This window comes from Saccharospirillum sp. (assembly GCF_040881935.1).
Taxonomy (GTDB): Bacteria; Pseudomonadota; Gammaproteobacteria; order Pseudomonadales; family Natronospirillaceae; genus Saccharospirillum.
Map to the genome: position 1 here is coordinate 16,990 of NZ_JBBECH010000082.1, position 23,964 is coordinate 40,953.

Below are 23,964 nucleotides of genomic sequence, written 5' to 3' on the forward strand. Positions count from 1 at the left end.
ATAGGCGGCGTTGGTACGCCGCTGCAAGGCTTGAAATCGGGGTCAGAAATTCGCCGGGCCAAAGAAGCGGCTTTCGGTTTCGGTGCTGACCTGGGCGTCATCCACGGCCGTGGCGGTAAAGAACACGTCGTTGTTGGGCACAGTCAGGTCTGCCGGGGGCAGTACCAGGCGCACGGTAAACGCCACTTCGCCACCTGCAATAACCTCGATTTGCTCTGGAGTGATTAATTCAACGCCGTTTAAACCCGCAACGCTCAGGGTATAGCTGCGATCAACCTGAGACATGTTCATCAGTTGAATGTTGTAGCTGTTTTCAACCAGACCCTGGGGTGTTATTCGGTGCAGGGCGCCGCGCCCGCGTTCGATTGACATTTCCAGCGGTACCCGTGTTGCGATCACCCAGGCAAACAACACCACCATGATGGTCAGAGCAACGGCGTAACCGATGAGCCGGGGCCGCAGAATCCGCGAGGGTTTGCCTTCCAGGGCATGCTCGGTGGTGTATCGAATTAGGCCGGGTGCATAGCCCATCTTGTCCATAACGCTGTCGCAGGCATCGATGCAGGCGGCGCAGCCAATGCATTCATACTGCAGGCCATCGCGAATATCGATGCCGGTTGGGCACACCTGGACGCACAAATCACAGTCAATGCAGTCGCCCAGATTCAGTTCCCGCGGGTCAATACCCCGGCGGCGGGATCCCCTGGGTTCGCCGCGTTTCTCGTCGTAGCTGACAGTCAGGGTGTCCTGGTCGAACATCACCGCCTGGAAGCGAGCGTAGGGGCACATGTAGATGCAGACCTGCTCGCGCAGCCAACCTGCGTTGCCGTAGGTCGCCAGAGTAAAAAAGGCAATCCAGAAGACAGCCCAGGCGCTGGTGCTAAAGGTGAATAAATCGGGAATCAGCTGCCGGATCGGCGTGAAATAGCCGACAAAGGTAATGGCCGTCGCCAATGCAACGAGCACCCAGAGCAGGTGCTTGGCAAATTTGCGACTGAACTTGAGCAGCGTCATGGGCTGTTCATCGAGTTTGATGCGGGCGTTGCGCTTACCCTCGGTTTTCTCCTCGATGAACATGAAGATCCAGGTCCAGACACTCTGCGGGCAGGTGTAACCACACCAGACGCGGCCAGCAAATACCGTAATAAAGAACAGCGCAAAGGCGCAGATAATCAGCGCCCAGGACAGCAGCATAAAATCCTGTGGCCAGAAAGTGATGCCGAAGACGTGAAACTGACGGCTGGGCAGGTCAAACCAGACGGCCTGGCGACCGTTCCAGTGTAGCCAGAGGGTGCCGAAGTAGGCGGCGAACAACAACGCACCGCCATAGACGCGCAGGGAGCGGTAAAACCCCTTGATGCGTCGCACATAGATTTTCTCACGTTCCTGGTAGAGATCGACCGTTTTGACGGTGTTGTCCGTGACGTCTTTGACTTCAATTTTTTGGGTCATGGTCCGAACTTACTAAAAGGCTTGGGGAACAGCGGCAATGTTTCCGAAACCCATTATAAGGGGAGCAGTAGCCTGCTCCCCTGGAAGACGGATTAATTGTTGCTCAGGTCATAAACGTACCCTGACAGAATGTGTACCCGTTCTTCACCCAGAATGTTTTTCCAGGCGGGCATGTTACCGGCCCGGCCATTGTTCAGGGTGTATTGTACGGAATCCCGCACCGTTTCACCGGGAATCCGGTACAACCAGATGTTATCCGTCAGATTGGGCGCGCCCAGTGCCTGGTTACCGGTGCCGTCTTCGGCGTGGCAGGCGACACAGGAGGCGTTATACAGCGCTTCACCCTGACGAGCGAGGGACGCGTTGACATTGCCCTGATCGGACAACTGCATCACGTACTCGGTAACGGCCCGAACACCCTGTGCACCGAGTGCGTCGCCCCAGGCTGGCATTTGTCCGCGCCGACCGTTGATCAGGGTGGCCTTGATGGTTTCGCCACTGCCACCGTACAACCAATCGTTATCGGTCAGGTTCGGGAATCCATAGCTGCCCTGGCCCGCCTGGCCATGGCACAAAGAGCAGTTATCTTCGAACAAGCGCTGGCCAATGCGCATGGCTTGAGCGTTGTCGGGCAGATCTTCGACCGGCATATTGGCCAGGCGCTCATAGATTTCACCGTAGCGGCGGTCGTGGGCAATCTGGCTGTCGGTCAGTTCTTTCTGCGAAGTCCAGTTCAGTACGCCGTCCCAGTTGCCTACCGGGTAGGCGATCAGGTAGAGCACCGCGAAGACGATGGTGATCCAGAACAGGTTCAGCCACCACTTGGGCAAGGGGTTGTTGAACTCCTCAATGCCATCGAAGCTGTGGCCGGTGGTGGATGCCCCTTCGCCGCCGGGATCTTTCATGCGCCGGGTCAGGGTAATCAGAATAACCAGCCCGCCGATGGAGATACCCGTCAGTAGAAAGATGTATGCATTCCAAAAGCTGCTCATTGTTTGTCGTCTCCTGTCCGGGCTTGAGTCTTCTTGTGCAGCGCTTCGTCCTCGAACGGCAGGTTGGCCGCTTCGTCAAATTTCTTCTTGCGCTTGCCGCTGTAAGCCCAAATCACAATGCCAAAGAACGCTACCATGGTGAAAATTGTGGCCAGACCTCTGAAATCGTTGATATCCATCGGTTACCGGCCTGTCACTAGAGTGCCGAGCTGCTGCAGATAGGCAACCAGCGCATCGATTTCAGCAACACCATCGACTTCGCTTGCGGCGTTGGCAATTTGCTCGTCCGTGTAAGGCACACCGACCCGGCGCAGAGCCGTCATCTTGGCGCCGGTCTTGGAGCCATCAACCGTCCATTCAAACAACCAGGGAAACGCTGGCATGTTGGACTCTGGTACGACCGAACGCGGGTCATAGAGGTGCGCTTTCTGCCATTCGTCACTGTAACGTTGACCGACACGGGCCAGGTCCGGTCCGGTGCGTTTTGAACCCCACAGGAAGGGGTGTTCATAGACGTCTTCGCCAGCCTGGGAGTAGGGGCCGTAGCGTTCCACTTCGGCGCGCAATGGCCGCACCATCTGGGTGTGGCACACGTGGCAGCCTTCACGAATGTAGATGTCACGGCCTTCCAGTTCCAGAGCGCTGTAGGGTTCCAGGCCTTCGATAGGCTCGGTGACTTCATCCTGTGAGAACAGCGGCACAATTTCGACCAGGCCGCCGAAGCTGATGGCAATCAGCACCAGCACGACCATCAGGCCGACGTTTTTTTCAACCGTTTCGTGTTGCATCGTATCCGTCCTAACCGTTAAGCGGGCTGAGCGGCGGTGTTTGCCGCGATGGTTTTGCTTTCGCTCCGGATGGTCATCCAGACGTTGTAGGCCATCAGTAACATGCCGGACAGAAACACCATGCCGCCGATCATGCGCACCACGTAGCCCGGCCAGCTGACCTCAACGCCTTGAACAAAGCTGTACATCAGGGTGCCGTCGGTATTGACCGCGCGCCACATCAGGCCCTGGGCAATGCCGTTAACCCACATGGCGGCGATGTACAGAACGGTACCGATGGTCGCCAGCCAGAAGTGGGCGTTAATCAGCGCTATGCTGTACATCTGCGTCTGGCCATAGAGGCGTGGAATGGTGTGATACAGGGCGCCAATGGAGATCATCGCAACCCAGCCAAGCGCGCCGGAGTGAACGTGGCCAATGGTCCAGTCGGTATTGTGGGACAAGGCGTTTACCGTCTTGATGGCCATCATTGGGCCTTCAAAGGTGGCCATGCCGTAAAACGACAGCGAAACTACCAGGAAACGCAGAATCGGGTCGGTACGCAGTTTGTGCCAGGCGCCGCTCATGGTCATCATGCCGTTAATCATGCCGCCCCAGCTTGGCGCCAGCAAAATCAGTGACATGACCATGCCGAGGTTTTGGGCCCAGTCCGGCAGGGACGAGTAGTGCAGGTGGTGGCCACCCGCCCACATGTAAACCGAGATCAGTGCCCAGAAGTGAACGATGGACAGGCGGTAGGAGTAAATCGGGCGTTCAGCCTGCTTGGGCACATAATAGTACATCATGCCCAGGAACCCGGCGGTCAAAAAGAAGCCCACCGCATTGTGGCCGTACCACCACTGAACCATGGCATCCATGGTGCCCGCATAGGCTGAATATGATTTAAACATCGACACCGGAATGGCCGCGCTGTTAACAACGTGCAACACCGCCACGGTGATGATAAAGGCCAGATAAAACCAGTTGCCGACGTAAATGTGCGGCATCTTACGGCGGCTGATGGTGCCGACGAAGACGGCCAGGTAGGACAGCCAGACCAGGGCGATCAGAATGTCGATAGGCCATTCCAGTTCGGCGTATTCCTTGGTAGATGTCAGGCCCAGCGGCAGTGTCACTACAGCAGCAACGATCACCGCCTGCCAACCCCAGAAGGTAAATTTGACCAATCCTTCAAAAGCCAACCGGGCCTGGGTGGTGCGTTGTACCACATAATAGGAAGTGGCGAACAACGCAGAACCGCCAAAAGCGAAAATGACGGCGTTGGTGTGCAGGGGACGCAAGCGGCCGAAATGGAAATAGGGGCCGAGGTTCAGTTCCGGGAATGCCATCTGGGCGGCGATGATAACGCCAACCAGCATGCCGACAATCCCCCAGACAACAGTCATGATGGAGAATTGACGCACAACCGTATAGTTGTACGTCGTCTGCTCCTCAGGCACGGTAGTAGAGTTGCTCATGGATCAGCTTCCGATAGGGTGTGTAAGGGTTCAAAGAAGTAGGCGGCGAAAGTATGCTGAGTCGATATGCCATTTGCAAATGACGCAGATCAATAACATCGCTATAAGTTATTGTTTTGTCGATTTATTACGATTATTTCCGGGGGAGTGTAGAACAGCGGCTCAGCCCTGCATGAATCTTGTACAGGATGGCGGTACCAGAGCCGTTTTGTCTGATCAGACCGCGCTGCGCTTAAGCTTGATCTGGTCGGTAGTTTCCCCCCGTTGTAACAGAGACTGGGCTCGTGCTTCGAGCGACAGGCCGTGTCGAAAGTTTTTCAGGCGGATTGAACTGTTGCTGGTGCAGTATCCTTTATGGGTAATCAGGGAGTCGTTGCTCTGGGTGCTGATCAGCAACGCCTCGGACAACCGGTCCTTAATGCGCACCGCCACCGGTTGCAGGTTTCCCGTCAGGTATTCAAAACCGCAGATCCGCTCCCGGTTGTTACGGTGTATCCAGCGAATGATGCCGAGCCGATCTTGGCTGTCTTGGCCGTCGTCCTGATCCCGGTGCATTAGCACATCGCCGACATTCAGTGACACCGTATCATCCCGCAGCCGGATGCAGGCCCCCTGTTTGCTGCTATTCAAGGTGGTAATGCTGGCCAGTTGCTCTTCCCGGGCACCGTTGATCCGCAAATACTGATGTACCGAGTGCAAGCCAATGGCGGCCAGAGTCTGTTGCTCGAGTGCATCCCGCTCGAACCGGCGAGAGCCTACCTGCTTCCAGGCGGATATGGCTTTTTTCAGCGTCATGAACAAATCGATGCTATCGATTTCAGCCGGCAGCCCGAGTTTTTCCGGAGACAGGCCCTGGCGCAGGTTTTTCATGTGCTGGCGGGCCTGTTCAATCACCGGTAGCGGGTTCAGTGCCAGAATGGATTCGTCATTACCTGCGCCGTGTATTTCCCGGGCTGTCTGAATGCCGCGGTTGGCCTCGGCATCGATGTAAAAGTAGCGGTTATTGAAGTCACGCCGTTCCTGATGACTGAGTCGGGCCCGAAACGCCCAGTGGCCGAGGTAGGCATCCAGAATCAGACGCTCGGTGTGACTGAGGTGTTCGGTCTGACTGGCCGATAGCAGAAGGGCATGCTTGTAGCGGGCCTCTATGTCACCGCGGTCTGGTGCCAGTGCCTGAAAATCCGTCAGACGGCGTTGATTGGCAAACTGAAACAGACGGTGCATTTCACCCCATAGAGCGCCAGGTTGGCTGCGGTATTGCGAAGAAAAATCGTTCAGGTGAATCGACAGCGCCGACATGGCCCAATATAAAAAGCGAGCCCATTCTTCCTTGGAGCGGGACGTGCAATCGCGCAGCAGGAGCTTGGTGGCGTAAGACAGTTCCCGGTTACACTCCCCAAGCAGGGTTGTAGACAGCCCGCGATCGGCCATCATTGGCGCCTGCTGCATATAAATGAGGTAATGTTGAATCAGATTTTCGGTCAGTTCCTGACGCATTTCACCTTGCAGGGGGACGCGATTCAGGTTGTGTAGGTAGGATGCGATTTTTTCCAGTCGCGCTCCAATGTGCTCAGCATCCATGACCTGGTTAACCAGGACGTCACGATACAGCGCCAGCGTCTCCTGGCTCAGGTGCAGTGCCTGATTTGGCAGGGTAAGGTGCAAAGCGACAAAGCTCATGGATCTGTCTCCCAAAAGGGTGGTCTTATTGGGCTCGATCTCCCACAGTGAACATAGGCGGAGTTGTGAACAACCGATGTTCCAAATCGGATCGGCTCTCAATATTCTGCTGGCTATGTGATGCAGATCACAACCAGACTGATGTTGGATCATTTTAGATGACACCATCGTCGTTGGCTAGGTATGAGATCAAACCGCCAATAAAGTAAAGACAGACAACCGATATCCCCGATAAACTCCGAGTCGAAAAATGAATTCTTTGATAATAGCAGGGCGCAGCCGCATGTTGTGTATGAAAGCCTGGGTATATGGCAAGGTTCAGGGCGTCGGCTACCGGATGTTTTGTCGGCGCCAAGCGCGTGATCTGGGGATCCGGGGCTATGCCATTAATCTTGAGGATGGTCGGGTGGAGGTCATGATGGTAGGCACTGAACCGCAACTGGCTGCCATGCTTGATGCGCTGCATGAAGGTCCCCGGTTTTCCCAGGTATTGGGCGTCGATGTAGAGCGCGTAGACCCGGGCGTTCCGCCTCCGGAAGGGTTTGTGATGGGTTAGCGAGTGGTTGCTAGCTGGCGTTGAACCGCCAGCGCTGGTGCCAGTAGCGCAAGACTCGCTCCGGGTACCATGTCTGGCCCCGGCTGCCGTTGTAGCGTGCCAGAGCACGAATCAGGCTGCCGTCCTCGATTTCAAGGTAATGTGCCAGAATGGTACAGCCGTAGCGAAGGTTGGTATCAAGATCAAAGAGGTTATCGTCTTCACGACCAATTTCCCGGGTCCAGAATGGCATGATCTGCATCATGCCACGGGCTCCCGCCGAAGAAATGGCGTATTGATCAAAATTGCTTTCGACCTGAATCAGTGCCAGCACCAGCCCTGGGTCCAGCCCGGCTGCCGTCGCTTCACGGTGGATGCGGCTAAGCAGGTCAATACGCTCATCCGCCGGTTTGACCCAGCGACCCAGCGGGGTGGACATGCTTGCCAGCCAGACCTGGCCCACATAGCGGTCTTCAAAGGAACCATCCTGCGCCAGGGCGGTTTCAAGGGAGGCCAGCAATTGCGGGTCGGGAGCGTCTTCTGCATGCGCCGGTGCCAGCAACATCAGGCCCACAACGATGAACAGCATCGGTCGTATCACAGTAAATCCTGACTCGGGGTTGGATCGAATAGGGGAGTTTAGCCGAAAACCCGGCTGATTTGCCAAGTCAGGAGCGTTAACGTGCGCGAATACCGGCAGGTTATTCGCCCGGGCCTGTACTGCGCTCAATTCAGAGTGTGGCCGTGGTAGTCTATCTCCTGTTCAATCGGTATAATGCCGCCCTTTTCGAATTTGAACCGCCAGATCAGGAAATCTTATGCGAAGCCAATATTGTGGGGAGCTGGACAGCGCCTCAATCGACAAAACCGTTACCATCAGCGGCTGGGTGCACCGTCGTCGTGATCACGGCGGCGTGATTTTTCTGGATGTGCGTGATCGCGCGGGCATCCTGCAGGTTGTATTCGATCCTGACCTCGAAGCCAGTTTCAACACCGCAGACCGCGTGCGCAGCGAATACGTCATCGAAGTGACCGGTCTGGTTCGGGCGCGTCCCGAGGGTACCATCAACAAGAGCATGGCCACCGGCGAGATTGAATTGCTGGGCCGTGAGATCACTGTCTTGAACGTCGCCAAGACGCCACCGTTCCCGCTCGACGAATATTCGGACGTTGGTGAAGACGTTCGCCTGCGCTACCGTTTTATGGATTTGCGCCGTCCAGAGATGCAGCAGAAGCTGATTTTGCGCAGTAAAATCACTTCCAGCATTCGCCGACATCTGGAAGACCGGGGGTTTCTCGACATTGAAACCCCGATCCTGACTCGGGCCACCCCTGAAGGTGCGCGCGACTATCTGGTGCCCAGCCGGACTCACCCGGGTGAGTTTTTTGCATTGCCACAGTCGCCGCAGTTGTTCAAACAGTTGCTGATGATTTCCGGCTTTGACCGCTATTACCAGATCGCCAAATGTTTCCGGGACGAAGACCTGCGGGCCGACCGTCAGCCCGAATTCACCCAGATCGATATGGAGCTGGCCTTCGCCGACGAGCAGACCATCATGGCGATCACCGAGGGTATGATTCGTGGCTTGTTCAACGATGTACTGAGCGTCGATCTCGGTGATTTCCCGCGTATGCCCTACGCTGAAGCGATGGAGCGGTACGGTAGCGACAAGCCCGATCTGCGTATCCCGCTGGAGCTGGTGACCGTTAGTGATCTGATGAGCGAGGTTGATTTCAAGGTGTTTTCCGGCCCGGCCAACGACCCCAAAGGTCGCGTAGCCGCGTTGAAAGTCACCGGCGGAGCTGAGCTGACGCGCAAGCAAATCGACGATTACACCAAGTTCGTCAGCATATACGGCGCTCGTGGCTTGGCCTGGATCAAGGTTAACGATGTAACCCAACTGCCAGACGGTTTGCAGTCGCCCATCGTCAAGTTCATTCCCGAGCCGATCTTGAAAGAGCTGATGACGCGCCTCGACGCGAAAAACGGCGACATTATTTTCTTCGGCGCCGACAAGGCCGGTGTGGTAAATGATGCACTGGGCGCTTTGCGTTGCAAGCTGGGCGCGGACCTGAACCTGTTCACCACCGACTGGGCGCCGTTGTGGGTCGTTGACTTCCCGATGTTCGAAGTGACCGGGGAAGGCCGTTTGGCGGCCCTGCACCACCCGTTCACGTCGCCTTCCTGCTCGGCTGAAGAGCTGAAAGCCAACCCGGCAGATGCCTTGTCCCGTGCCTATGACATGGTGCTCAATGGCACCGAACTCGGCGGCGGGTCGATTCGTATCCACGACGAAGCCATGCAGCATGTGGTGTTCGATGTGCTTGGCATCAGCCCGGAAGAGCAGGAAGAGAAATTCGGCTTTTTGCTGTCAGCCTTGCGCTTCGGTGCACCGCCGCACGGCGGCCTGGCGTTCGGGCTGGATCGCCTGGTGATGCTGATGACCGGTGCCGAGTCCATACGCGAAGTCATCGCTTTCCCGAAAACCCAGACAGCCGCGTGCTTGCTGACCCGGGCACCGGGTGAAGTCAGCAATGAACAGCTTAAAGAGCTGAACATTCGTGTGCGCAAGCCGGTCGCCGAGTCCTGAGGGACCGGCACTGATGCGGCTGAAAGCCGAAACAATGAGGTAACTTATGGCAGGTCATAGCAAGTGGGCCAACATTAAGCACCGCAAAGCGGCCCAGGATGCCAAGCGTGGCAAAATTTTCACCAAACTGATTCGTGAGCTCGTCGTTGCGGCCCGTAACGGCGGCGCGGCTCCGGAAGACAACCCGGCGCTGCGCAGCGTGATGGACAAAGCGCTGACCGCCAACATGAAGCGCGACACCATAGACAAGGCCATTGCACGTGGTGTCGGTGCCGGTGAAGGCGATGACTACGAAGCCATGACTTATGAAGGGTATGGCGCCGGTGGCGTGGCGATTTACGTCAAATGCCTGTCCGATAACCGCAACCGTACCGTCTCTGAAGTCCGCCACGCCTTTACCAAGTGCGCAGGCAACCTCGGTACAGATGGCTCCGTGGCTTATCTGTTCAGCACTGCCGGTCAGTTGTTTATCGAGCAGGGCAGCGAAGAGGCTGTGCTCGAAGCCGCGTTGGAAGCGGGCGCCGAAGATGTCATCAGCCACGACGATGGCAGTTTTGAAGTGCGTACTGCGGCCGAAGCGTTTTTGACTGTTAAAGAAGCCCTGATCGAAGCCGGTTATGAGGTGGAAGGGGAGGTCACCATGATCCCCGGCACCGAGACCGAACTGGACCCGGACACCGCCGAGAAAGTGCAGCGCCTGATCGACATGCTGGAAGATCTGGATGACGTTCAGGCCGTCTATTCCAACGCGGTATTCCCGGAAGAAGCGGAAGCTTGAACCTGTGGCGGTTTGATCCGGGTGCCAGGCGATGAGTCTGATCATCGGCATTGATCCGGGTTCGCGCAAAACCGGTTTTGGCATTATCAGTCAAGTCGGGTCCCGGCAGGAGTATGTAACCTCGGGCGTGATTCGCCTGGAGTCCTTCCCCACCTTTCCCGAGCGGCTGGATAACCTCTATACCTGCCTGATGGAAGTGATCGGGCAATGGGTGCCACAGGAAGCGGCCATTGAGCAGGTGTTTATGGGGCGCAGCGCCGATTCCGCGCTGAAACTGGGGCAGGCCCGGGGCGTTGCCATGCTGGCAGCGACACAGTCAAAGTTGCCGGTCAGTGAGTATGCAGCGCGCAAGATTAAACAGGCGGTTGTCGGCAAAGGTGGCGCAGACAAAGTGCAGGTTCAGCATATGGTTCAGTTTCTGCTCAAATTACCGGGGCTTCCCCAGGAAGATGCCGCCGATGCTCTGGCGGTGGCACTGTGTCACGCCAACACTCAGGCTGGCTTGATCCGTGTAGCTGGCAGTCGCCATTCGCGACGGGGGCGCTGGCTGGAATGACGGTGCTATACGCCATTGAACTCTTTGGAGTTGCGGTCTTCGCCATGGCCGGAGCCCTGGAAGCGGCGCGCAACCGGCTCGACCTGTTCGGGGTTCTGGTGCTTGCGTTCGTGTCGGCCCTGGGCGGAGGCACTTTGCGCGATTTACTGCTGAATGTGTCGCCGTTAGCCTGGATCGGTGACATTACCCTGGCCTATACCGCCTTTGGCGGCGGCCTGCTGATGTTTTTTCTGGCCCGTTATTTCGCAGTACCGTTCAAAGTGTTGCTCTATGCGGATGCCATCGGACTGGCGGCGTTTACCGTGTCCGGTACTCAGGCGGCTCTGGCACTGGAGTTGCCGGGACTGATCGTGGTGATGATGGGCATGGCTTCCGGCATCTTCGGTGGCATTCTGCGGGACATAATGGCCAACGAAGTTCCATTGATTTTCCGGCGCGATATCTACGCCACCGCTAGTTTCTGTGGCGCCGTTCTGGTCTGGCTGGGTCACCAGATATGGCCCGGCTCGCCCTGGATCTGGGTGGCAGGCTTTGCGTTGGTGCTTGCGGTGCGGGCCGCCGCCATTCACTGGCGATTGTCGTTACCGGGCTTTCTCAGTACCGTAGCCTATCGAAAAGACAACCACCCGAGGGATTTATGATAGGGCGACTGCAAGGCATTTTGCTTGAAAACCGCGCGCCGGACTTGCTGATCGATGTGAACGGCGTTGGTTATGACGTTCAGGCTCCGCTGTCGACGGCGTTCAAGTTGCCGCCGGTGGGTCAAACGGTGGTGGTGCATACGCACCTAGCGGTGCGTGAAGACGCCCATCTGTTGTTTGGGTTTGGCAGCCAGCAGGAACGCAGCCTGTTTCGCGCGCTGATTAAAACCAGTGGTGTAGGCCCCAAGCTGGCGCTTGCCATCCTCAGCGGCATGGAACCAGACCGCTTTATACAGTGCATTCACGATGAAGATCCAAGTACCCTGGTGAAAATTCCAGGGGTCGGCAAAAAAACCGCTGAACGGCTGATTATCGAAATGCGGGATCGCATTAACGACCTTGGCGGTGCCGAGCGCTTGCTAGCCATGCCCGCCGTAGGCCAGGCGGTATCAGACGAGCCGCGACCCGAAGAAGATGCCGAAAGCGCGTTGGTTGCCCTGGGCTACAAACCAGTGCAGGCGGCGAAAGCGATTGCCCGGGTGACCGAGCCCGGAATGGACTCGCAAAGCCTGATTCGCGCCGCCCTGAAACACATGATGTAACGGGCTCCACCCCAAACCGGACAGCCGACCATGATTGAAACAGATCGTTTTATCGCGCCAGAACCCCAGAGTCCGCGTGAGGAACAGTATGATCGCGCCATTCGCCCGACCAGCCTGGCTGAATACATAGGCCAGGCGGTGGTGCGCGAGAAGATGGACATCTTCATCAGCGCGGCGCGCATGCGCAAGGAGCCGCTCGATCACACCCTGGTGTTTGGCCCGCCTGGGCTGGGCAAGACCACACTGGCGAATATCATCGCCTATGAAATGGGTGTCAGTATCAAAACAACCTCGGGGCCGGTGTTGGAAAAAGCCGGTGACCTGGCTGCCATGCTCACTAATCTGGAGTCTGGTGATATTCTGTTTATTGATGAAATTCACCGGCTGGCACCCCACATAGAAGAGGTGCTGTATCCGGCGATGGAAGATTACCAGCTGGATATCATGATCGGTGAAGGACCTGCGGCGCGCAGCATCAAACTGGATCTGCCGCCCTTTACCCTGGTTGGCGCGACCACCCGTGCAGGGTTGCTGACGTCGCCATTGCGTGACCGCTTTGGCATTGTTGAACGGCTGGAATTCTACAGTGTTTCGGAATTAACCCAGATTATCGAACGTTCGGCGGGCAAACTCGGCGTCACGATCAGCCATGAAGGCGCCACCGAGATTGCTGGCCGGTCACGGGGCACTCCCCGCATCGCCAACCGATTGTTGCGTCGGGTGCGCGATTACGCCGAAGTAAAGCACAGTGGATCGGTTGATCAAGAGATCGCTGACCTGGCGCTCGATATGCTGAATGTCGATAAAGCCGGGTTTGATCACCTGGACCGCAGGCTGTTATTAATGTTGATCGAGAAATTCGCCGGTGGACCGGTCGGTGTGGAAAGTCTCGCCGCCGCCCTCAGCGAAGAGCGCGATACCATTGAAGATGTTGTGGAGCCCTATCTGATCCAGCAAGGGTATCTGATCCGCTCCCCCCGGGGGCGGATGGTAACCGACCTCGCCTACCTGCATTTTGACCTGCAGCGCTCCAGTTAAGCCCGGTCGCGGGGCTGTGAAAAGGGTTCGAAAAGCTCCGGGGCGGTTTCGGACACTGCTAGTATTTGATCTGAAAACTCTTTAGCCTAGCGCCCATCGTCAACAAGAGGAATTGGGTGTGGGCAGTCAATTGTCAATCTGGGAATTGGTCAGCGAAGCCTCGCTGTTAGTGCAGTTGGTCATGTTGACATTGCTGGCAGCATCCGTCGCGACCTGGATCTTTATTTTCGAGCGGCGCAAAGTGCTGCGCGCCGCTTATCGTCGCTTTGCCGGTTTTGAAGAACGGTTCTGGTCCGGTATGGATCTGGCGCAACTTTATCGTCAGGTGAATGCCAATCCGGATCCGCAGAACGGGGGTGAACACATCTTTCGCGTCGGTTTCAAAGAGTTTAACCGGCTGCGCCAGCAAAACATGACCGATGCCGACGCCATCATGGCCGGTTGCCAGCGCGCCATGCGCGTGGCGTGCAGCAAGGAAATGGAAAAGCTGGATCATCATCTGCCGTTTCTGGCTACAGTCGGTTCTACCAGCCCCTACATCGGCCTCTTTGGCACGGTGTGGGGCATCATGAATTCTTTTCGCGGTCTGGCGTCCGTACCTCAGGTAACGCTGGCGACCGTAGCGCCCGGTATCTCAGAAGCCCTGATCGCAACGGCCATGGGGTTGTTTGCAGCTATTCCGGCCGTTATCGCCTACAACCGTTTCTCGGCTCAGGCCGACAAGCTGGTCGGTAACTACGAAACCTTTGCCGAAGAATTCTCGGCGATACTGCACCGTCAGGCGCATTTGCTGGGCAGCCAGCCGGCGCGGCAGAAAGAAGTGCCAGCATGATTACGGTGCGCCGTGGCCGCAAGCCGATGTCAGACATCAACGTCGTGCCGTATATTGATGTCATGTTGGTGCTGCTGATCATCTTTATGGTGACTGCACCGATGATGATGCAAGGGGTTGAGGTTGAGGTGCCGCAAGTGGTGTCCGGGCCACTGGAGCGGGACGATGAACAGGAATACCTGATCGTTGCGGTCGATGAGCAGGGGCAGATCTTTATCGAACGCGGCGATGAAGAGCCCGAGACGGTGCAGGTCGGTGCAGTGGGCGAGTATGCTTTGCGGGTATTGCAGCAGCAACCGAGCCTTGAAGTGTACATCCGGGGTGATAATCGTGTGCCCTATGGCACGGTGATGCAGGTAATGGCAGCCTTGCAACAGGCAGGCATCAGCTCGGTCGGGTTGATCACCGAGGCACCGAATGAAAGCTGAGCTCGATCAGTGGCGTAACCTGGCAGGGCCCGTGAGCTCAGCCGTAGTATTACATGCCGTTATCGGCTTTGTACTGCTGGTGGGGTTCAGTTTCACCACGCCAACACCAGACAGTTTTGAATTGCCACCGGCCATGCAAGCCAGTTTGCGTATAGAGCCCCAGCCGAAGGTGGCTGCGCAACCCGAGCCACAGCCTGCGCCGAGGCCGGAACCGCAGCCGGAGCCAACTCCTGAGCCCAAACCAGAACCCGAACCGACGCCACAGCCGGAGCCGGCACCCGAACCGACGCCACAGCCGGAGCCGGCACCCGAACCGACGCCACAGCCTGAGCCGGAACCGGCTCCTGAGCCTGAGCCCGAACCGGCACCAGTTCCAGTTCCAGAGCCACAGCCAGAACCCGAGCCGGCGCCAAGACCAGAACCCGAGCCTCGGCCTAACCCGGTCCCCACTGAGAATTCGTTCAGTGACTTACTGGCCGGGCTTGATGAAGAAGACGCAGCTATCGAGCAGCAGCAGGAGCAGGCCGAACAACGTCGGGAGGCGCAGCAGCGAATCGCCACGGTGACTGACGATTATAAAGGCCGCATCGGCCAGCAGGTTCAGCGAGCCTGGTCGCGGCCCATGGAGCTCAGAGTAATGGATTTGCGCGACCGCGAGACAGTGGTGCGTATTAATCTGTTGCCGACCGGTGAAATGCAGGGTGAACCTGTTATCGTGTCCGGCAGTGGCATCGCGAGTCTGGATCAGTCGGCCCTGAGAGCCCTGCAACGCATACGCCGTTTTGAGGTGCCTGAAGACATCCAGGCGTTTAACCAGAATTTTCGCAGTTTTACCATTACGTTCAAACCTGAGGATCTGATGCAGTGAGAATAAAAGATTCAGTTGTTGTCAGCCTGATTACCCTAGTGTCCATCGTCTGCTCAGGCCTGGTGCAGGCCGAAGACCTCGATATCGTTGTTACCCGGGGCTACGACACCAAAACCAGGATCGCCATCGTGCCTTTCTACTGGGAAGGCAGTGCAACCCTGCCGGAGGAAGTGCACAGTATTATCGATCAGAACCTCACCCGTACCGGACGTTTTGAAGCGTTACCACCGCGCAACATGCTCACGCAGCCGACGTCTGAAGATGCTGTCTTTTATCGCGACTGGCGGTTGCTGAACCAGGAATACCTGATTATCGGGTCTATCGAGCCCGCGGGTGACGACCGCGTCAAGGTCAATTTCGCGCTGTACGACGTTGTGGAAGGTAGGCGAGTTGTAGCCGCTAACCAAACGGTGGGGGTTTTTCAACTCAGGGATCTGGCGCACTCGATATCTGACCTGATTCATGAGCGCATCACTGGCGTCAAGGGTATCTTCTCGACCAAAATCGCCTTTGTTACGCGCCGGCCGACGACCGACAATAACTTTGAATACCGCCTACAGATTGCGGACGCTGACGGGCAGCGAGCCCGTACCGTGTATCGCTCCAATGAGCCGATCATCTCGCCCACCTGGTCTCACAGTGGCCGCCGGGTGGCGTTTGCCAACAAAGTAGGCGATCGCTGGAAGGTTTTTGTGCAGGAACTGTCGACTGGCAAGTCAAATTCGATCAACGGCCCGCGCGGCTACACCTCGGCACCATCGTTCTCGCCCGATGGCCGCTATCTGGCTTACGTGTCCAGTACAGCGGGGAATCCGGAACTCTATCTCTATGATTTCTCCAGCGGTGATAGCACACGACTGACACAAAATAACTACATTGATACCGAGCCGAGCTTCTCTCCGGACTCAAAATCGCTGGTCTACACTTCAGAAAGGGGCGGGAGTCCACAAATTTATCAAATGGACCTTGCCAGTAAGCGTGCGCAGCGCTTAACCTTTGAAGGAAGCCAGAATCTAAAGGCTCATTACAGCAGTGATGGCGACTATCTGGTGTTTGTGCACCAGATTAACGGGCGTTTTCATGTTGCTGCGATGGACCTGGCAAGCCGTGAGATCCGAGTGCTGACGGAGACCAATCTGGATGAATCGCCCAGCATTGCTCCCAATGGCACGATGCTGGTCTATGCTACTAAGTCTAGGGGGCAGGGCGTGTTGGCATGGGTGTCGCTGGATGGCCAAGTCACCAGTGAAATGCCTTCAATTCACGGAGACGTGATAGAACCGTCATGGTCTCCATACCTGAACTAGTGACACTTTTAACGGTGTACTTGAACTGGGTGAGCAAGCAAGGCAAGATGCCAATAAGGCCTCGTGCTTAGCTGAGCACCTGATAATAATGATCGACAACTGATGGGAAAAGGAAAATGGCTAAAACCAAACTGATTCAAGTTGCTGCTATCACGTTCGCGGTGTTCCTGGCGGGCTGTGCGTCCAACGACGTAGCAGAAACCAGTGGTGCTGAAACGACTGATACCGGAACAGAAATGGAAGACGAAGGTCTGGGCGACCTGACCCTCGAAGTTGAACAGCAAGATCCGGTTGAAATGGACACCTCTGCCGATGACGAAATGGCAGATGCAGTGACCAGCGAATTCATGGATCTGCTGGACCAGACTTTGATCTACTTCGATTTTGACGAGTCTGCAATCCGTTCAGAATTCCGCACTGTGCTGAACGCCCATGCGATGAACCTGGCGGCCAACCCGAACATGAGCGTTGTGCTGGAAGGCCATGCTGATGAGCGCGGTACCCGCGAATACAACCTGGCACTGGGTGAGCGTCGCGCAAAATCAGTCGCTGATTACCTGATGCTGCGCGGTGTGGCAGCTAGCCAGATCGACTCTGTCAGCTACGGCGAAGAAATGCCGCTGGCACTGGGTAGCACAGAAAGTGACTACGCAGAAAACCGTCGTGTAGAGATCGTATATCCATAATCGAGACACCATGTTTAAAAAAATGGTAATAACAAGTGCTGCCGTTATCGGCAGCACTTTTGCGTTTGTTATACCGGCTATGGCTGAACCTGTTGTTATTCAGTCTCAGGCCGATCATGTTTCCAGCCCGTCCTCGCGAGGTTCCTCCTCGACGCCTGCTCCCGACCCTGCTTTTGTTGAAAATTTGATGTTGCAGGTGCGTGATCTTGAGCAGCAAGTAGCCGAGCAACGTGGTTTGGTTGAAGAATTGAACTACCAGATTCAGATACTTCAGCAAGAACAGAAAGAGCGCTATGTAGACCTGGATCAGCGCCTTCTGAACATGCAGCAGCAGTTGGACATCCAAGCCGTGGCCCCTGCTGAGCGTGAAGTGTCATCCTCTCTCAGCGAGGGCGCTGTCAGCGATGAGGAAGTGCTGGCTGAATACAACGCCGCTAGGGAGCTCATTCGCAACCGGGATTTCCCGGGGGCTATCACTGCTTTATCCGAGTTCGCGCAGTCTCACCCGAATCATGAGCTAACGCCCAATGCCTGGTATTGGCTGGGTGAAGTGCACCTGGTCAGTCGGCAGGTCTCACAGGCTCAGGCGGCTTTTGAAGCCGTTGTAGACGACTACGAAGACCACGCCAAAGTCCCGGATTCTCTATACAAGCTGGGTGTTATTGCACAGCAGCAAGAGCGGGGGTCACAGGCAACCCAGTTGTTTAACCGGGTGATCAGCGAATACCCGGGTAGTCAGAGCGCCAAGCTGGCGCAGGCTCGACTTGACAGTAACTAAGTGGATGTCCCTTTCTAACAGGCCCTGCGAGGCTTGCTGCTAATCAAGCTAATCGGCATAACCATACGGGTCGACGATTGTTGGCCCTTAGTTGGCTCAGTCCAGGATGCCCTAGTCAGGACGACAACGAACAGGACGAATGAACATTGAACAAAAAAGCCGTTGTATTGCTGTCAGGTGGGCTTGACTCTACTACCGTTCTTGCCAAGGCGATTGCCGACGGCTATGACGTCCATGCCCTGAGTTTTGATTACGGGCAGCGTCATGACGTGGAGCTGGAAGCGGCACGGCGAATTGCGCAGTCGATGGGTGTGAGAGAGCACAAGGTAATCCCGATAGATTTACGGTCACTGGGTGGCTCGGCCCTTACAGACGACAGTATTGACGTTCCGACCACTGAGAGCGAAGGCATTCCCGCCACTTATGTGCCCGCCAGAAATACCGTTTTTCTGTCGATCGCACTGGGATGGGCAGAAGTGCTGGAAGCTCAGACATTGTTTATCGGTGTTAGCGCGGTAGATTATTCCGGCTACCCGGATTGTCGGCCCGAGTTTATTTCCGCTTTTGAACGTCTGGCAAACCTGGCAACCCGTATGGGAGTTGAAGGTAAGGTGCTGACTGTTCAGGCACCTTTGCTGAACCTGACCAAGGCGGCGACGGTTAGTCTGGGCTTGTCTTTGGGCGTTGATTACAGCATGACCGTCAGTTGTTATCAGGCAAATGTAGCCGGTGAAGCCTGCGGGCTCTGTGACAGTTGCCGCTTGCGTAAAATCGGTTTTGAGCAGGCTGGGGTTGCCGATCCGACCCGTTACGCGGCCGTCGAGTGAGTTCAAAGTCTTTGTAGATCAAAGGCTTGGAGAAAAAAAAGTCGGCGAACGGGGTTGCGCCGCACCGAAAAATACATATTATATGCGCCTCCTTAGGGTCGTTAGCTCAGTTGGTAGAGCAGTTGGCTTTTAACCAATTGGTCGCAGGTTCGAATCCTGCACGACCCACCACTTCCTCATTGGACCAGTATGTTCGGGGTAGTAAGGCAGGCAAAGTTTCAGATTAGAGCTAAGTGCTTGTTTTAATTTGTTTTTTTGTCAGTCATGGGTAAAATAGTCCAACCAGTTGAGGGTCGTTAGCTCAGTTGGTAGAGCAGTTGGCTTTTAACCAATTGGTCGCAGGTTCGAATCCTGCACGACCCACCAGATACCGAAAGGAGAGCCCAGGCTCTCCTTTTTTTTTAACCTGTTTTAACGACTGACCGTTCCCCGGGGCTGATGCTCTCTGCGGGTAGCGCGGTGTGGACTCTTGCAGGAGCAGTGGGCATTGTTGTTTGCGTATCCCACCCCCACATTGCTCAGACAGGCACGCTGCGTCTTTCGCAACAGCGTTGTTTGTCGTTACACTGTATCCCCTATGACCGAGTGACTGGGTAGCCATGACTGATGCTGTTGAATTGTCAGAATTGACAATCAATTTCGAGATTCCTGTGACCGAGCAGGCCAATAGCCTGACGCCGGATCAGGTGAAAGCGCTGAGTTCCGAGATCGAAACACTGCTTCGCGAGCAGAATGCGGTATTGGTTGCGCATTATTACACCGATCCGCTGATTCAGTCGCTGGCCGAGTCATCTGGCGGATTTATTGGCGATTCGCTAGAGATGGCGCGATACGGACGCGATGTCGATGCCGAAACGGTGGTGGTCGCTGGTGTTCGTTTTATGGGCGAAACGGCGAAAATTCTGAGCCCGGACAAACGTGTACTGATGCCGACACTGGAGGCAACCTGTTCGCTCGATCTGGGTTGTCCGGCGGATGAGTTCGCTGCGTTTTGCGACCAGCATCCAGACCGGACCGTTGTTGTCTACGCCAACACCTCGGCGGCCGTAAAGGCCCGGGCGGACTGGGTGGTAACCTCCAGCATCGCACTGGATGTGATCGATCATCTGGATCGTGCCGGTGAAAAAATTCTGTGGGCGCCGGATCAGCATCTGGGGCGTTACATCCAGCGCGAAACCGGTGCCGATATGCTGCTCTGGAACGGCTCCTGCATTGTGCACGAGGAATTCAGGGCCAAGGGGCTTCAGGACATGAAAGCCATGTACCCCGACGCGGCGGTACTGGTGCATCCTGAATCACCTGAATCGGTTGTGGCGCTGGCCGATGTGGTGGGGTCAACCACTCAATTGATCGCAGCTTCCGAGCGATTACCGAACCAGCAGTTTATTGTGGCGACTGATCGCGGCATTTTTTACAAAATGCAGCAGCGCTCTCCGGGAAAGACCTTTATTGAAGCGCCAACGGCCGGTCAGGGCGCCAGTTGCCGCAGTTGTGCGCATTGCCCGTGGATGGCGATGAACGATTTACAGCGACTGCGGCAGGTGCTGGGGCAGGGAGGCGAAGAGATTCATGTGTCTGCGGAGCTGATCCGTCAGGCCCGCATTCCGTTGGATCGTATGCTGGCCTTTAAACAGGGCTGACCGATCAGGGCTGGTAATTTAACCAGGCAACAGGGCCAGTTGCCGTTCGTATTCGGATAATTTCTCCCGTAACCGAGCCAGTTGGCTCGCATTGTCGGGTAGTTCCAGTGCCCGCCTGAGCAAGGTCAGTGCACGGGTCTCCTCTCCGCGGTGCCAGTACCAGGCTGCAGTCGCCTCGGCTTCCCGGTTTTGCAGGCAGTCTCCACTGAGGCGGTGCCGCAACTCCACTACCTCGAGATACTGTCCTTTTATCTGATCGAGCAAGCTCAATGCCTCCCGGCAGGCATTTGCTGTGTCTGACCGGGCCGTAAGCTCGGCGCGTAAATGCCAGGCGGGGTCGAAGTCGGGGAACAGCGTCAGCAACAGTGCCAGGCGCTCAAGGGTGCGCGGGTCATCCGGTTCCGCCTGGAACCGGATCCAGCCGAACAGGGTATTCGGATCCGGATCGTCCATCAGCGGCTGGGGCAACAGTTGTTCGGGCGTCTGTGCCAGGCTTTGCCAGGTCGGGTCGGGCGCGAAGTCATCGTCGGCGGCATAATGCTCGTTGATGTACCAGCGCAGGGTCTCGTACTGGTTGTCGGTATGGCCGGTGACACCGCTCGCGCTGCCTTGCTGGGCTTCCAGCTGGGCAGATCGGGTGATCGCACGGGGGTGGGTTTGCCAGTAATCAGACCCGGAGCGCCCGCCCAGCGATTGTTGTAGCCGGGCGAACACGGCGGCGCCCGCATTGGGGTTGTAGCCCGCTTCGCGCAGCATATCGGTGGCGTAGCGATCGGCTTCACTTTCCATCGACCGGCTGAAGGCGAGGCTCTGCTGCGCAGCACCCATTTGTGAGCCTATCAGGGTGGCGCCGCCAATCTCCGAATTTACGCTGGCCAAAGCGATACCGAGCAGAGCACCGCTGATGGCCAGCCAGGCCTGTTGACGGTTGCTGTCGGACAGCCGATTGAAGTGGCGCAAACTCAAGTGAGCAATTTCGTGAGCGACCACTGAGGTGAATTCATCCTCGGTTCGGGCATTTTCCCAAAGGCCCAGGTTGAAACCCATAACGTTGCCCGGTAAGGCGAAGGCGTTGAAGGCTTTTTGCCGCAGCAATACCACGCTGAGCGGCCCCAGGGTCGATGTTGAGGTTTGCCGCAGTCGCTCGGCGCGTTCGGCCAGCCAGTATTCGAGCCAAACATCATTGATGACATTGCCTTGTCGCTGTAATCTGCGCTGCAGATAGCCCGCGACGGCTCGTTCCTGTTCCAGTGTCCAGCCCAGTGAGGAGTCGCCGAACTCTGCGTGTACGGGTATTGCTGACCCGAGAATGAGACAGAGGCAAAGCCAGGCAATGTACTGCCTGAACCGAGGGAGCCTGTGAAGCGGTAGACGCTGCTCTGAAAAGGTTGGGTAACAACGGTTCTGGTCTTGCCTGGAATACACGTGAGTTCCATACAACGAAGATGTGTTGCCCTATAATACGAGCTCTTTGGAGTCCCGACAGCGAGGCGTTGTAATTGACTTGTAAAAGTAGCCCGACACGGCAATTGGATGCCCGCGGTTTGCGATGCCCATTGCCGCTGCTACGCACCAAGCAGGCCCTGGCGGGTATGGAGCCGGGTGATATTCTGGAAGTTTTGGCCACTGATGCTGGCTCATGGCGGGATATTCCCGCCTACCTGAGCCGTGCACCCCACCAGCTACTGGAGCAGGACGATACCGAAACAGGCCAGTTTCGGTTCCTGATTCAGCGAGGAGAAAATTGATTTGAAACTGTATCGCGTCGTACAGGGGTTCTTTTCACGATATTTTTCAGATGAAGAAGCGGTTATTTTCTTTATCTTGCTGATGCTGTCGATCTTGCTGGTCTATAGCCTGGGTCGGGTACTGGCACCGGTATTTACCGCCGTTATTCTGGCGTATTTGCTGTCGCCCTTTGTCGACCGGCTGAATAATCTTAAAATTCCCCATCTCTTGTCTGTGACCGCTGTCTGTCTTGCTTTTTTCGGGTTGTTGGTAGTCGCCATGCTGATCATCGTGCCGGCGCTGCTGCGGCAGATCACCAGCCTGGTCAGTGAAATGCCGGTCATGATTCGCCTGATGCAGGAGCAGATTCAGGCGTTACCGGAGCGCTACCCGGAACTTATATCCAATGAGCTGGCACAACAGTGGCTACTGGGTATCGATTTGCGCGGCATCAGTCAGCAACTGACTGGTTTTCTGCCGAGGGTACTCACTTTTTCCCTGAACACGCTTCCCAGTGCGGTGGGCGTCCTGATCTACCTGATTGTTGTGCCGCTGATGGTGTTTTTCATGTTGAAGGATCGGGTCGTGCTGTGGGACCGCTTCAAAGCCACTTTACCAGCCCGGCGCAGCCTGATGAACCAGATCGCTCTGGAAATGAACCAGCAGATCGCCAATTACATACGCGGCAAGGTGATCGAAATTCTGATCATCGGCAGCATTTCGTTTGTTACCTTTGAGATGTTTGGTCTTAACTATTCAGCCTTGCTCGCGGTGTTGGTCGGCGTTTCAGTGCTGATTCCCTATATCGGGGCGACCATCGTGACCATTCCGGTGTTTGCTATTGGCGCTTTTCAGTTCGGGTTCACCAATGAACTGTACTACGTCATGATTGCCTATCTGATCATTCAGATACTCGATGGCAACGTTCTGGTGCCGTTGCTGTTCTCAGAAGCGGTAAACCTGAACCCGGTTTCGATCATCGTGGCCGTGTTGCTGTTCGGAGGGATCTGGGGCTTCTGGGGCGTCTTTTTTGCCATTCCGCTGGCAACGCTGGTCAAGGCTATTTTTAATGCCTGGCCGAAGCATCAGGAAGCCAGGGCAGCGAAAGAGGCGGCTGAAGAAACACAATGAAGCGCCCGTGAAGTAATGCTGAGCGGCACCTGCCGGGTATCAGCCAGTCCGGCGGGGTCGGGCACCGAGGTCATCCAGAACCCGGTGGACGTGATTGCGGGCATCTACATCGATCCAGGTGCGCGAAAGGGTGCCCTGTTCATCGATTAAAAAGGTACTGCGCACCAGGCCTTTGATTTTTCGGCCGAGCAGCTCTTTTTCCCGCAACACGCCGAACAGGTTGCACAGCGCTTCGTCGCTGTCGGAAATCAGTTCGAAAGGCAGACTTTGTGCGCGCTTGAAGGATTCATGGCTGTCCAGGGTGTCCCGGCTAACACCAAACAAAATGATGTTTTGCTGACGAAAGCGGTGGTAATTTGCACCAAAATCCTGGGTTTCAATGGTACAGGCTGGAGTGTGGTTTTTGGGATAGAAATACAGCAGGATTCTGTATCCCCGCAACGCGCGCAGATGAACGTTTTTGTGGCTGGTCGCCGGCACCACAAAATCGGGGACTGGCCGACCAATTTCGATGGTCATGGTGTTACTCCTTATTGTGGATGCTCATGCGAAAGCGGGCCTTCGAATACCGCATGGGTTCACAGCCTGGCTGTCAGGCCTCGCAGCCGAGGCACAGCTTTACCAAGTAT

At 56.2% G+C, this 23,964-nt stretch carries 26 protein-coding genes and 2 tRNA genes; 19 read left to right on the plus strand and 9 right to left on the minus strand.

The window, feature by feature from the left end; genetic code table 11:
- Window positions 1-42 precede the first annotated feature (42 nt).
- The 6 genes from ccoG to WEB54_RS15145 all read right to left on the minus strand — a co-directional run bounded on the left by ccoG (window position 43) and on the right by WEB54_RS15145 (window position 6,369).
- Window positions 43-1,452 (minus strand): cytochrome c oxidase accessory protein CcoG, encoded by a 1,410-nt coding sequence (gene ccoG / locus WEB54_RS15120; RefSeq protein ID WP_368054879.1) that lies wholly within the window; start codon window positions 1,450-1,452, stop codon window positions 43-45.
- A 92-nt stretch (window positions 1,453-1,544) separates the two neighbouring features.
- Window positions 1,545-2,444 carry a cytochrome-c oxidase, cbb3-type subunit III gene (gene ccoP, locus WEB54_RS15125; protein ID WP_368054881.1) on the minus strand — a complete coding sequence of 300 codons (900 nt, stop codon included), beginning with the start codon at window positions 2,442-2,444 and terminating at the stop codon, window positions 1,545-1,547.
- Complete coding sequence (locus tag WEB54_RS15130) at window positions 2,441-2,623, minus strand: cbb3-type cytochrome oxidase subunit 3 (RefSeq protein ID WP_368054883.1); 183 nt, start codon at window positions 2,621-2,623, stop codon at window positions 2,441-2,443. The genes ccoP and WEB54_RS15130 overlap by 4 nt, the downstream gene beginning before the upstream one ends.
- Before the next feature lie 3 nt (window positions 2,624-2,626).
- Entirely contained in the window at window positions 2,627-3,232 is a 606-nt protein-coding gene (ccoO, locus tag WEB54_RS15135) for a cytochrome-c oxidase, cbb3-type subunit II (RefSeq protein ID WP_368054885.1), read from the minus strand.
- Between the two features lie 17 nt (window positions 3,233-3,249).
- A complete protein-coding gene (gene ccoN / locus WEB54_RS15140; RefSeq protein WP_368054887.1) occupies window positions 3,250-4,689 on the minus strand; it encodes a cytochrome-c oxidase, cbb3-type subunit I in 1,440 nt (479 codons plus the stop codon).
- 216 nt (window positions 4,690-4,905) lie between these two features.
- Window positions 4,906-6,369, minus strand: coding sequence for a hypothetical protein (locus WEB54_RS15145; RefSeq protein WP_368054889.1), 1,464 nt, complete (start codon window positions 6,367-6,369; stop codon window positions 4,906-4,908).
- Between the two features lie 250 nt (window positions 6,370-6,619).
- Here WEB54_RS15145 and WEB54_RS15150 point away from each other — a divergent pair, with 250 nt between their 5' ends.
- The gene (locus WEB54_RS15150; RefSeq protein ID WP_368054891.1) at window positions 6,620-6,925 is read left to right on the plus strand and encodes an acylphosphatase; all 306 of its coding nucleotides are present in this window, start codon (window positions 6,620-6,622) and stop codon (window positions 6,923-6,925) included.
- 10 nt (window positions 6,926-6,935) lie between these two features.
- On the opposite strand, the gene WEB54_RS15155 is transcribed toward WEB54_RS15150, so the two are convergent.
- The gene (locus WEB54_RS15155) at window positions 6,936-7,505 is read right to left on the minus strand and encodes a lytic transglycosylase domain-containing protein (protein ID WP_368054893.1); all 570 of its coding nucleotides are present in this window, start codon (window positions 7,503-7,505) and stop codon (window positions 6,936-6,938) included.
- A gap of 217 nt (window positions 7,506-7,722) precedes the next feature.
- Between WEB54_RS15155 and aspS the strand changes: the two genes are divergently transcribed.
- The 16 genes from aspS to nadA all read left to right on the plus strand — a co-directional run bounded on the left by aspS (window position 7,723) and on the right by nadA (window position 20,476).
- Window positions 7,723-9,495 carry an aspartate--tRNA ligase gene (aspS, locus tag WEB54_RS15160; RefSeq protein WP_368054895.1) on the plus strand — a complete coding sequence of 591 codons (1,773 nt, stop codon included), beginning with the start codon at window positions 7,723-7,725 and terminating at the stop codon, window positions 9,493-9,495.
- 46 nt (window positions 9,496-9,541) lie between these two features.
- A complete protein-coding gene (locus tag WEB54_RS15165) occupies window positions 9,542-10,273 on the plus strand; it encodes a YebC/PmpR family DNA-binding transcriptional regulator (protein ID WP_368054897.1) in 732 nt (243 codons plus the stop codon).
- 31 nt (window positions 10,274-10,304) lie between these two features.
- Window positions 10,305-10,829 (plus strand): crossover junction endodeoxyribonuclease RuvC, encoded by a 525-nt coding sequence (gene ruvC, locus WEB54_RS15170; RefSeq protein WP_368054899.1) that lies wholly within the window; start codon window positions 10,305-10,307, stop codon window positions 10,827-10,829.
- On the plus strand, window positions 10,826-11,470 hold the full coding sequence (locus WEB54_RS15175; protein ID WP_368054901.1) for a trimeric intracellular cation channel family protein: 645 nt from the start codon (window positions 10,826-10,828) through the stop codon (window positions 11,468-11,470). Before ruvC ends, WEB54_RS15175 begins: the two co-directional genes overlap by 4 nt.
- Complete coding sequence (ruvA, locus tag WEB54_RS15180; protein WP_368054903.1) at window positions 11,467-12,072, plus strand: Holliday junction branch migration protein RuvA; 606 nt, start codon at window positions 11,467-11,469, stop codon at window positions 12,070-12,072. Before WEB54_RS15175 ends, ruvA begins: the two co-directional genes overlap by 4 nt.
- A gap of 30 nt (window positions 12,073-12,102) precedes the next feature.
- Window positions 12,103-13,110, plus strand: a complete 1,008-nt coding sequence (gene ruvB / locus WEB54_RS15185; protein WP_368056569.1) for a Holliday junction branch migration DNA helicase RuvB — start codon at window positions 12,103-12,105, stop codon at window positions 13,108-13,110.
- Window positions 13,111-13,228: 118 nt separating this feature from the next.
- Window positions 13,229-13,942, plus strand: a complete 714-nt coding sequence (tolQ, locus tag WEB54_RS15190; protein WP_368053971.1) for a protein TolQ — start codon at window positions 13,229-13,231, stop codon at window positions 13,940-13,942.
- Entirely contained in the window at window positions 13,939-14,370 is a 432-nt protein-coding gene (tolR, locus tag WEB54_RS15195) for a protein TolR (RefSeq protein WP_368053973.1), read from the plus strand. Before tolQ ends, tolR begins: the two co-directional genes overlap by 4 nt.
- On the plus strand, window positions 14,360-15,238 hold the full coding sequence (locus WEB54_RS15200) for a TonB C-terminal domain-containing protein (RefSeq protein ID WP_368056571.1): 879 nt from the start codon (window positions 14,360-14,362) through the stop codon (window positions 15,236-15,238). Before tolR ends, WEB54_RS15200 begins: the two co-directional genes overlap by 11 nt.
- Window positions 15,235-16,545, plus strand: coding sequence for a Tol-Pal system beta propeller repeat protein TolB (gene tolB / locus WEB54_RS15205; RefSeq protein ID WP_368056573.1), 1,311 nt, complete (start codon window positions 15,235-15,237; stop codon window positions 16,543-16,545). The genes WEB54_RS15200 and tolB overlap by 4 nt, the downstream gene beginning before the upstream one ends.
- A 116-nt stretch (window positions 16,546-16,661) precedes the next feature.
- Window positions 16,662-17,231, plus strand: a complete 570-nt coding sequence (gene pal, locus WEB54_RS15210; protein ID WP_368053979.1) for a peptidoglycan-associated lipoprotein Pal — start codon at window positions 16,662-16,664, stop codon at window positions 17,229-17,231.
- Between the two features lie 79 nt (window positions 17,232-17,310).
- Window positions 17,311-18,009 (plus strand): tol-pal system protein YbgF, encoded by a 699-nt coding sequence (ybgF, locus tag WEB54_RS15215; RefSeq protein WP_368053981.1) that lies wholly within the window; start codon window positions 17,311-17,313, stop codon window positions 18,007-18,009.
- Window positions 18,010-18,155: 146 nt separating this feature from the next.
- A complete protein-coding gene (queC, locus tag WEB54_RS15220) occupies window positions 18,156-18,836 on the plus strand; it encodes a 7-cyano-7-deazaguanine synthase QueC (protein ID WP_368053983.1) in 681 nt (226 codons plus the stop codon).
- A gap of 95 nt (window positions 18,837-18,931) precedes the next feature.
- Window positions 18,932-19,007: transfer RNA gene (locus WEB54_RS15225), tRNA-Lys, on the plus strand.
- A gap of 119 nt (window positions 19,008-19,126) precedes the next feature.
- A tRNA-Lys gene (locus WEB54_RS15230) sits at window positions 19,127-19,202 on the plus strand.
- Between the two features lie 233 nt (window positions 19,203-19,435).
- On the plus strand, window positions 19,436-20,476 hold the full coding sequence (nadA, locus tag WEB54_RS15235) for a quinolinate synthase NadA (RefSeq protein ID WP_368053333.1): 1,041 nt from the start codon (window positions 19,436-19,438) through the stop codon (window positions 20,474-20,476).
- An 18-nt stretch (window positions 20,477-20,494) separates the two neighbouring features.
- On the opposite strand, the gene WEB54_RS15240 is transcribed toward nadA, so the two are convergent.
- Window positions 20,495-21,901, minus strand: coding sequence for a M48 family metallopeptidase (locus tag WEB54_RS15240; protein WP_368053331.1), 1,407 nt, complete (start codon window positions 21,899-21,901; stop codon window positions 20,495-20,497).
- A 74-nt stretch (window positions 21,902-21,975) separates the two neighbouring features.
- On the opposite strand from WEB54_RS15240, the gene WEB54_RS15245 reads away from it, so the two are divergent.
- Window positions 21,976-22,224 (plus strand): sulfurtransferase TusA family protein, encoded by a 249-nt coding sequence (locus WEB54_RS15245; RefSeq protein WP_368053329.1) that lies wholly within the window; start codon window positions 21,976-21,978, stop codon window positions 22,222-22,224.
- A 1-nt stretch (window position 22,225) separates the two neighbouring features.
- Window positions 22,226-23,335, plus strand: coding sequence for an AI-2E family transporter (locus tag WEB54_RS15250; protein ID WP_368053327.1), 1,110 nt, complete (start codon window positions 22,226-22,228; stop codon window positions 23,333-23,335).
- A gap of 39 nt (window positions 23,336-23,374) precedes the next feature.
- Here the strand turns inward: WEB54_RS15250 and WEB54_RS15255 are convergent, their stop codons facing one another.
- The gene (locus WEB54_RS15255; RefSeq protein ID WP_368056577.1) at window positions 23,375-23,854 is read right to left on the minus strand and encodes a peroxiredoxin; all 480 of its coding nucleotides are present in this window, start codon (window positions 23,852-23,854) and stop codon (window positions 23,375-23,377) included.
- Between the last annotated feature and the right edge of the window lie 110 nt (window positions 23,855-23,964).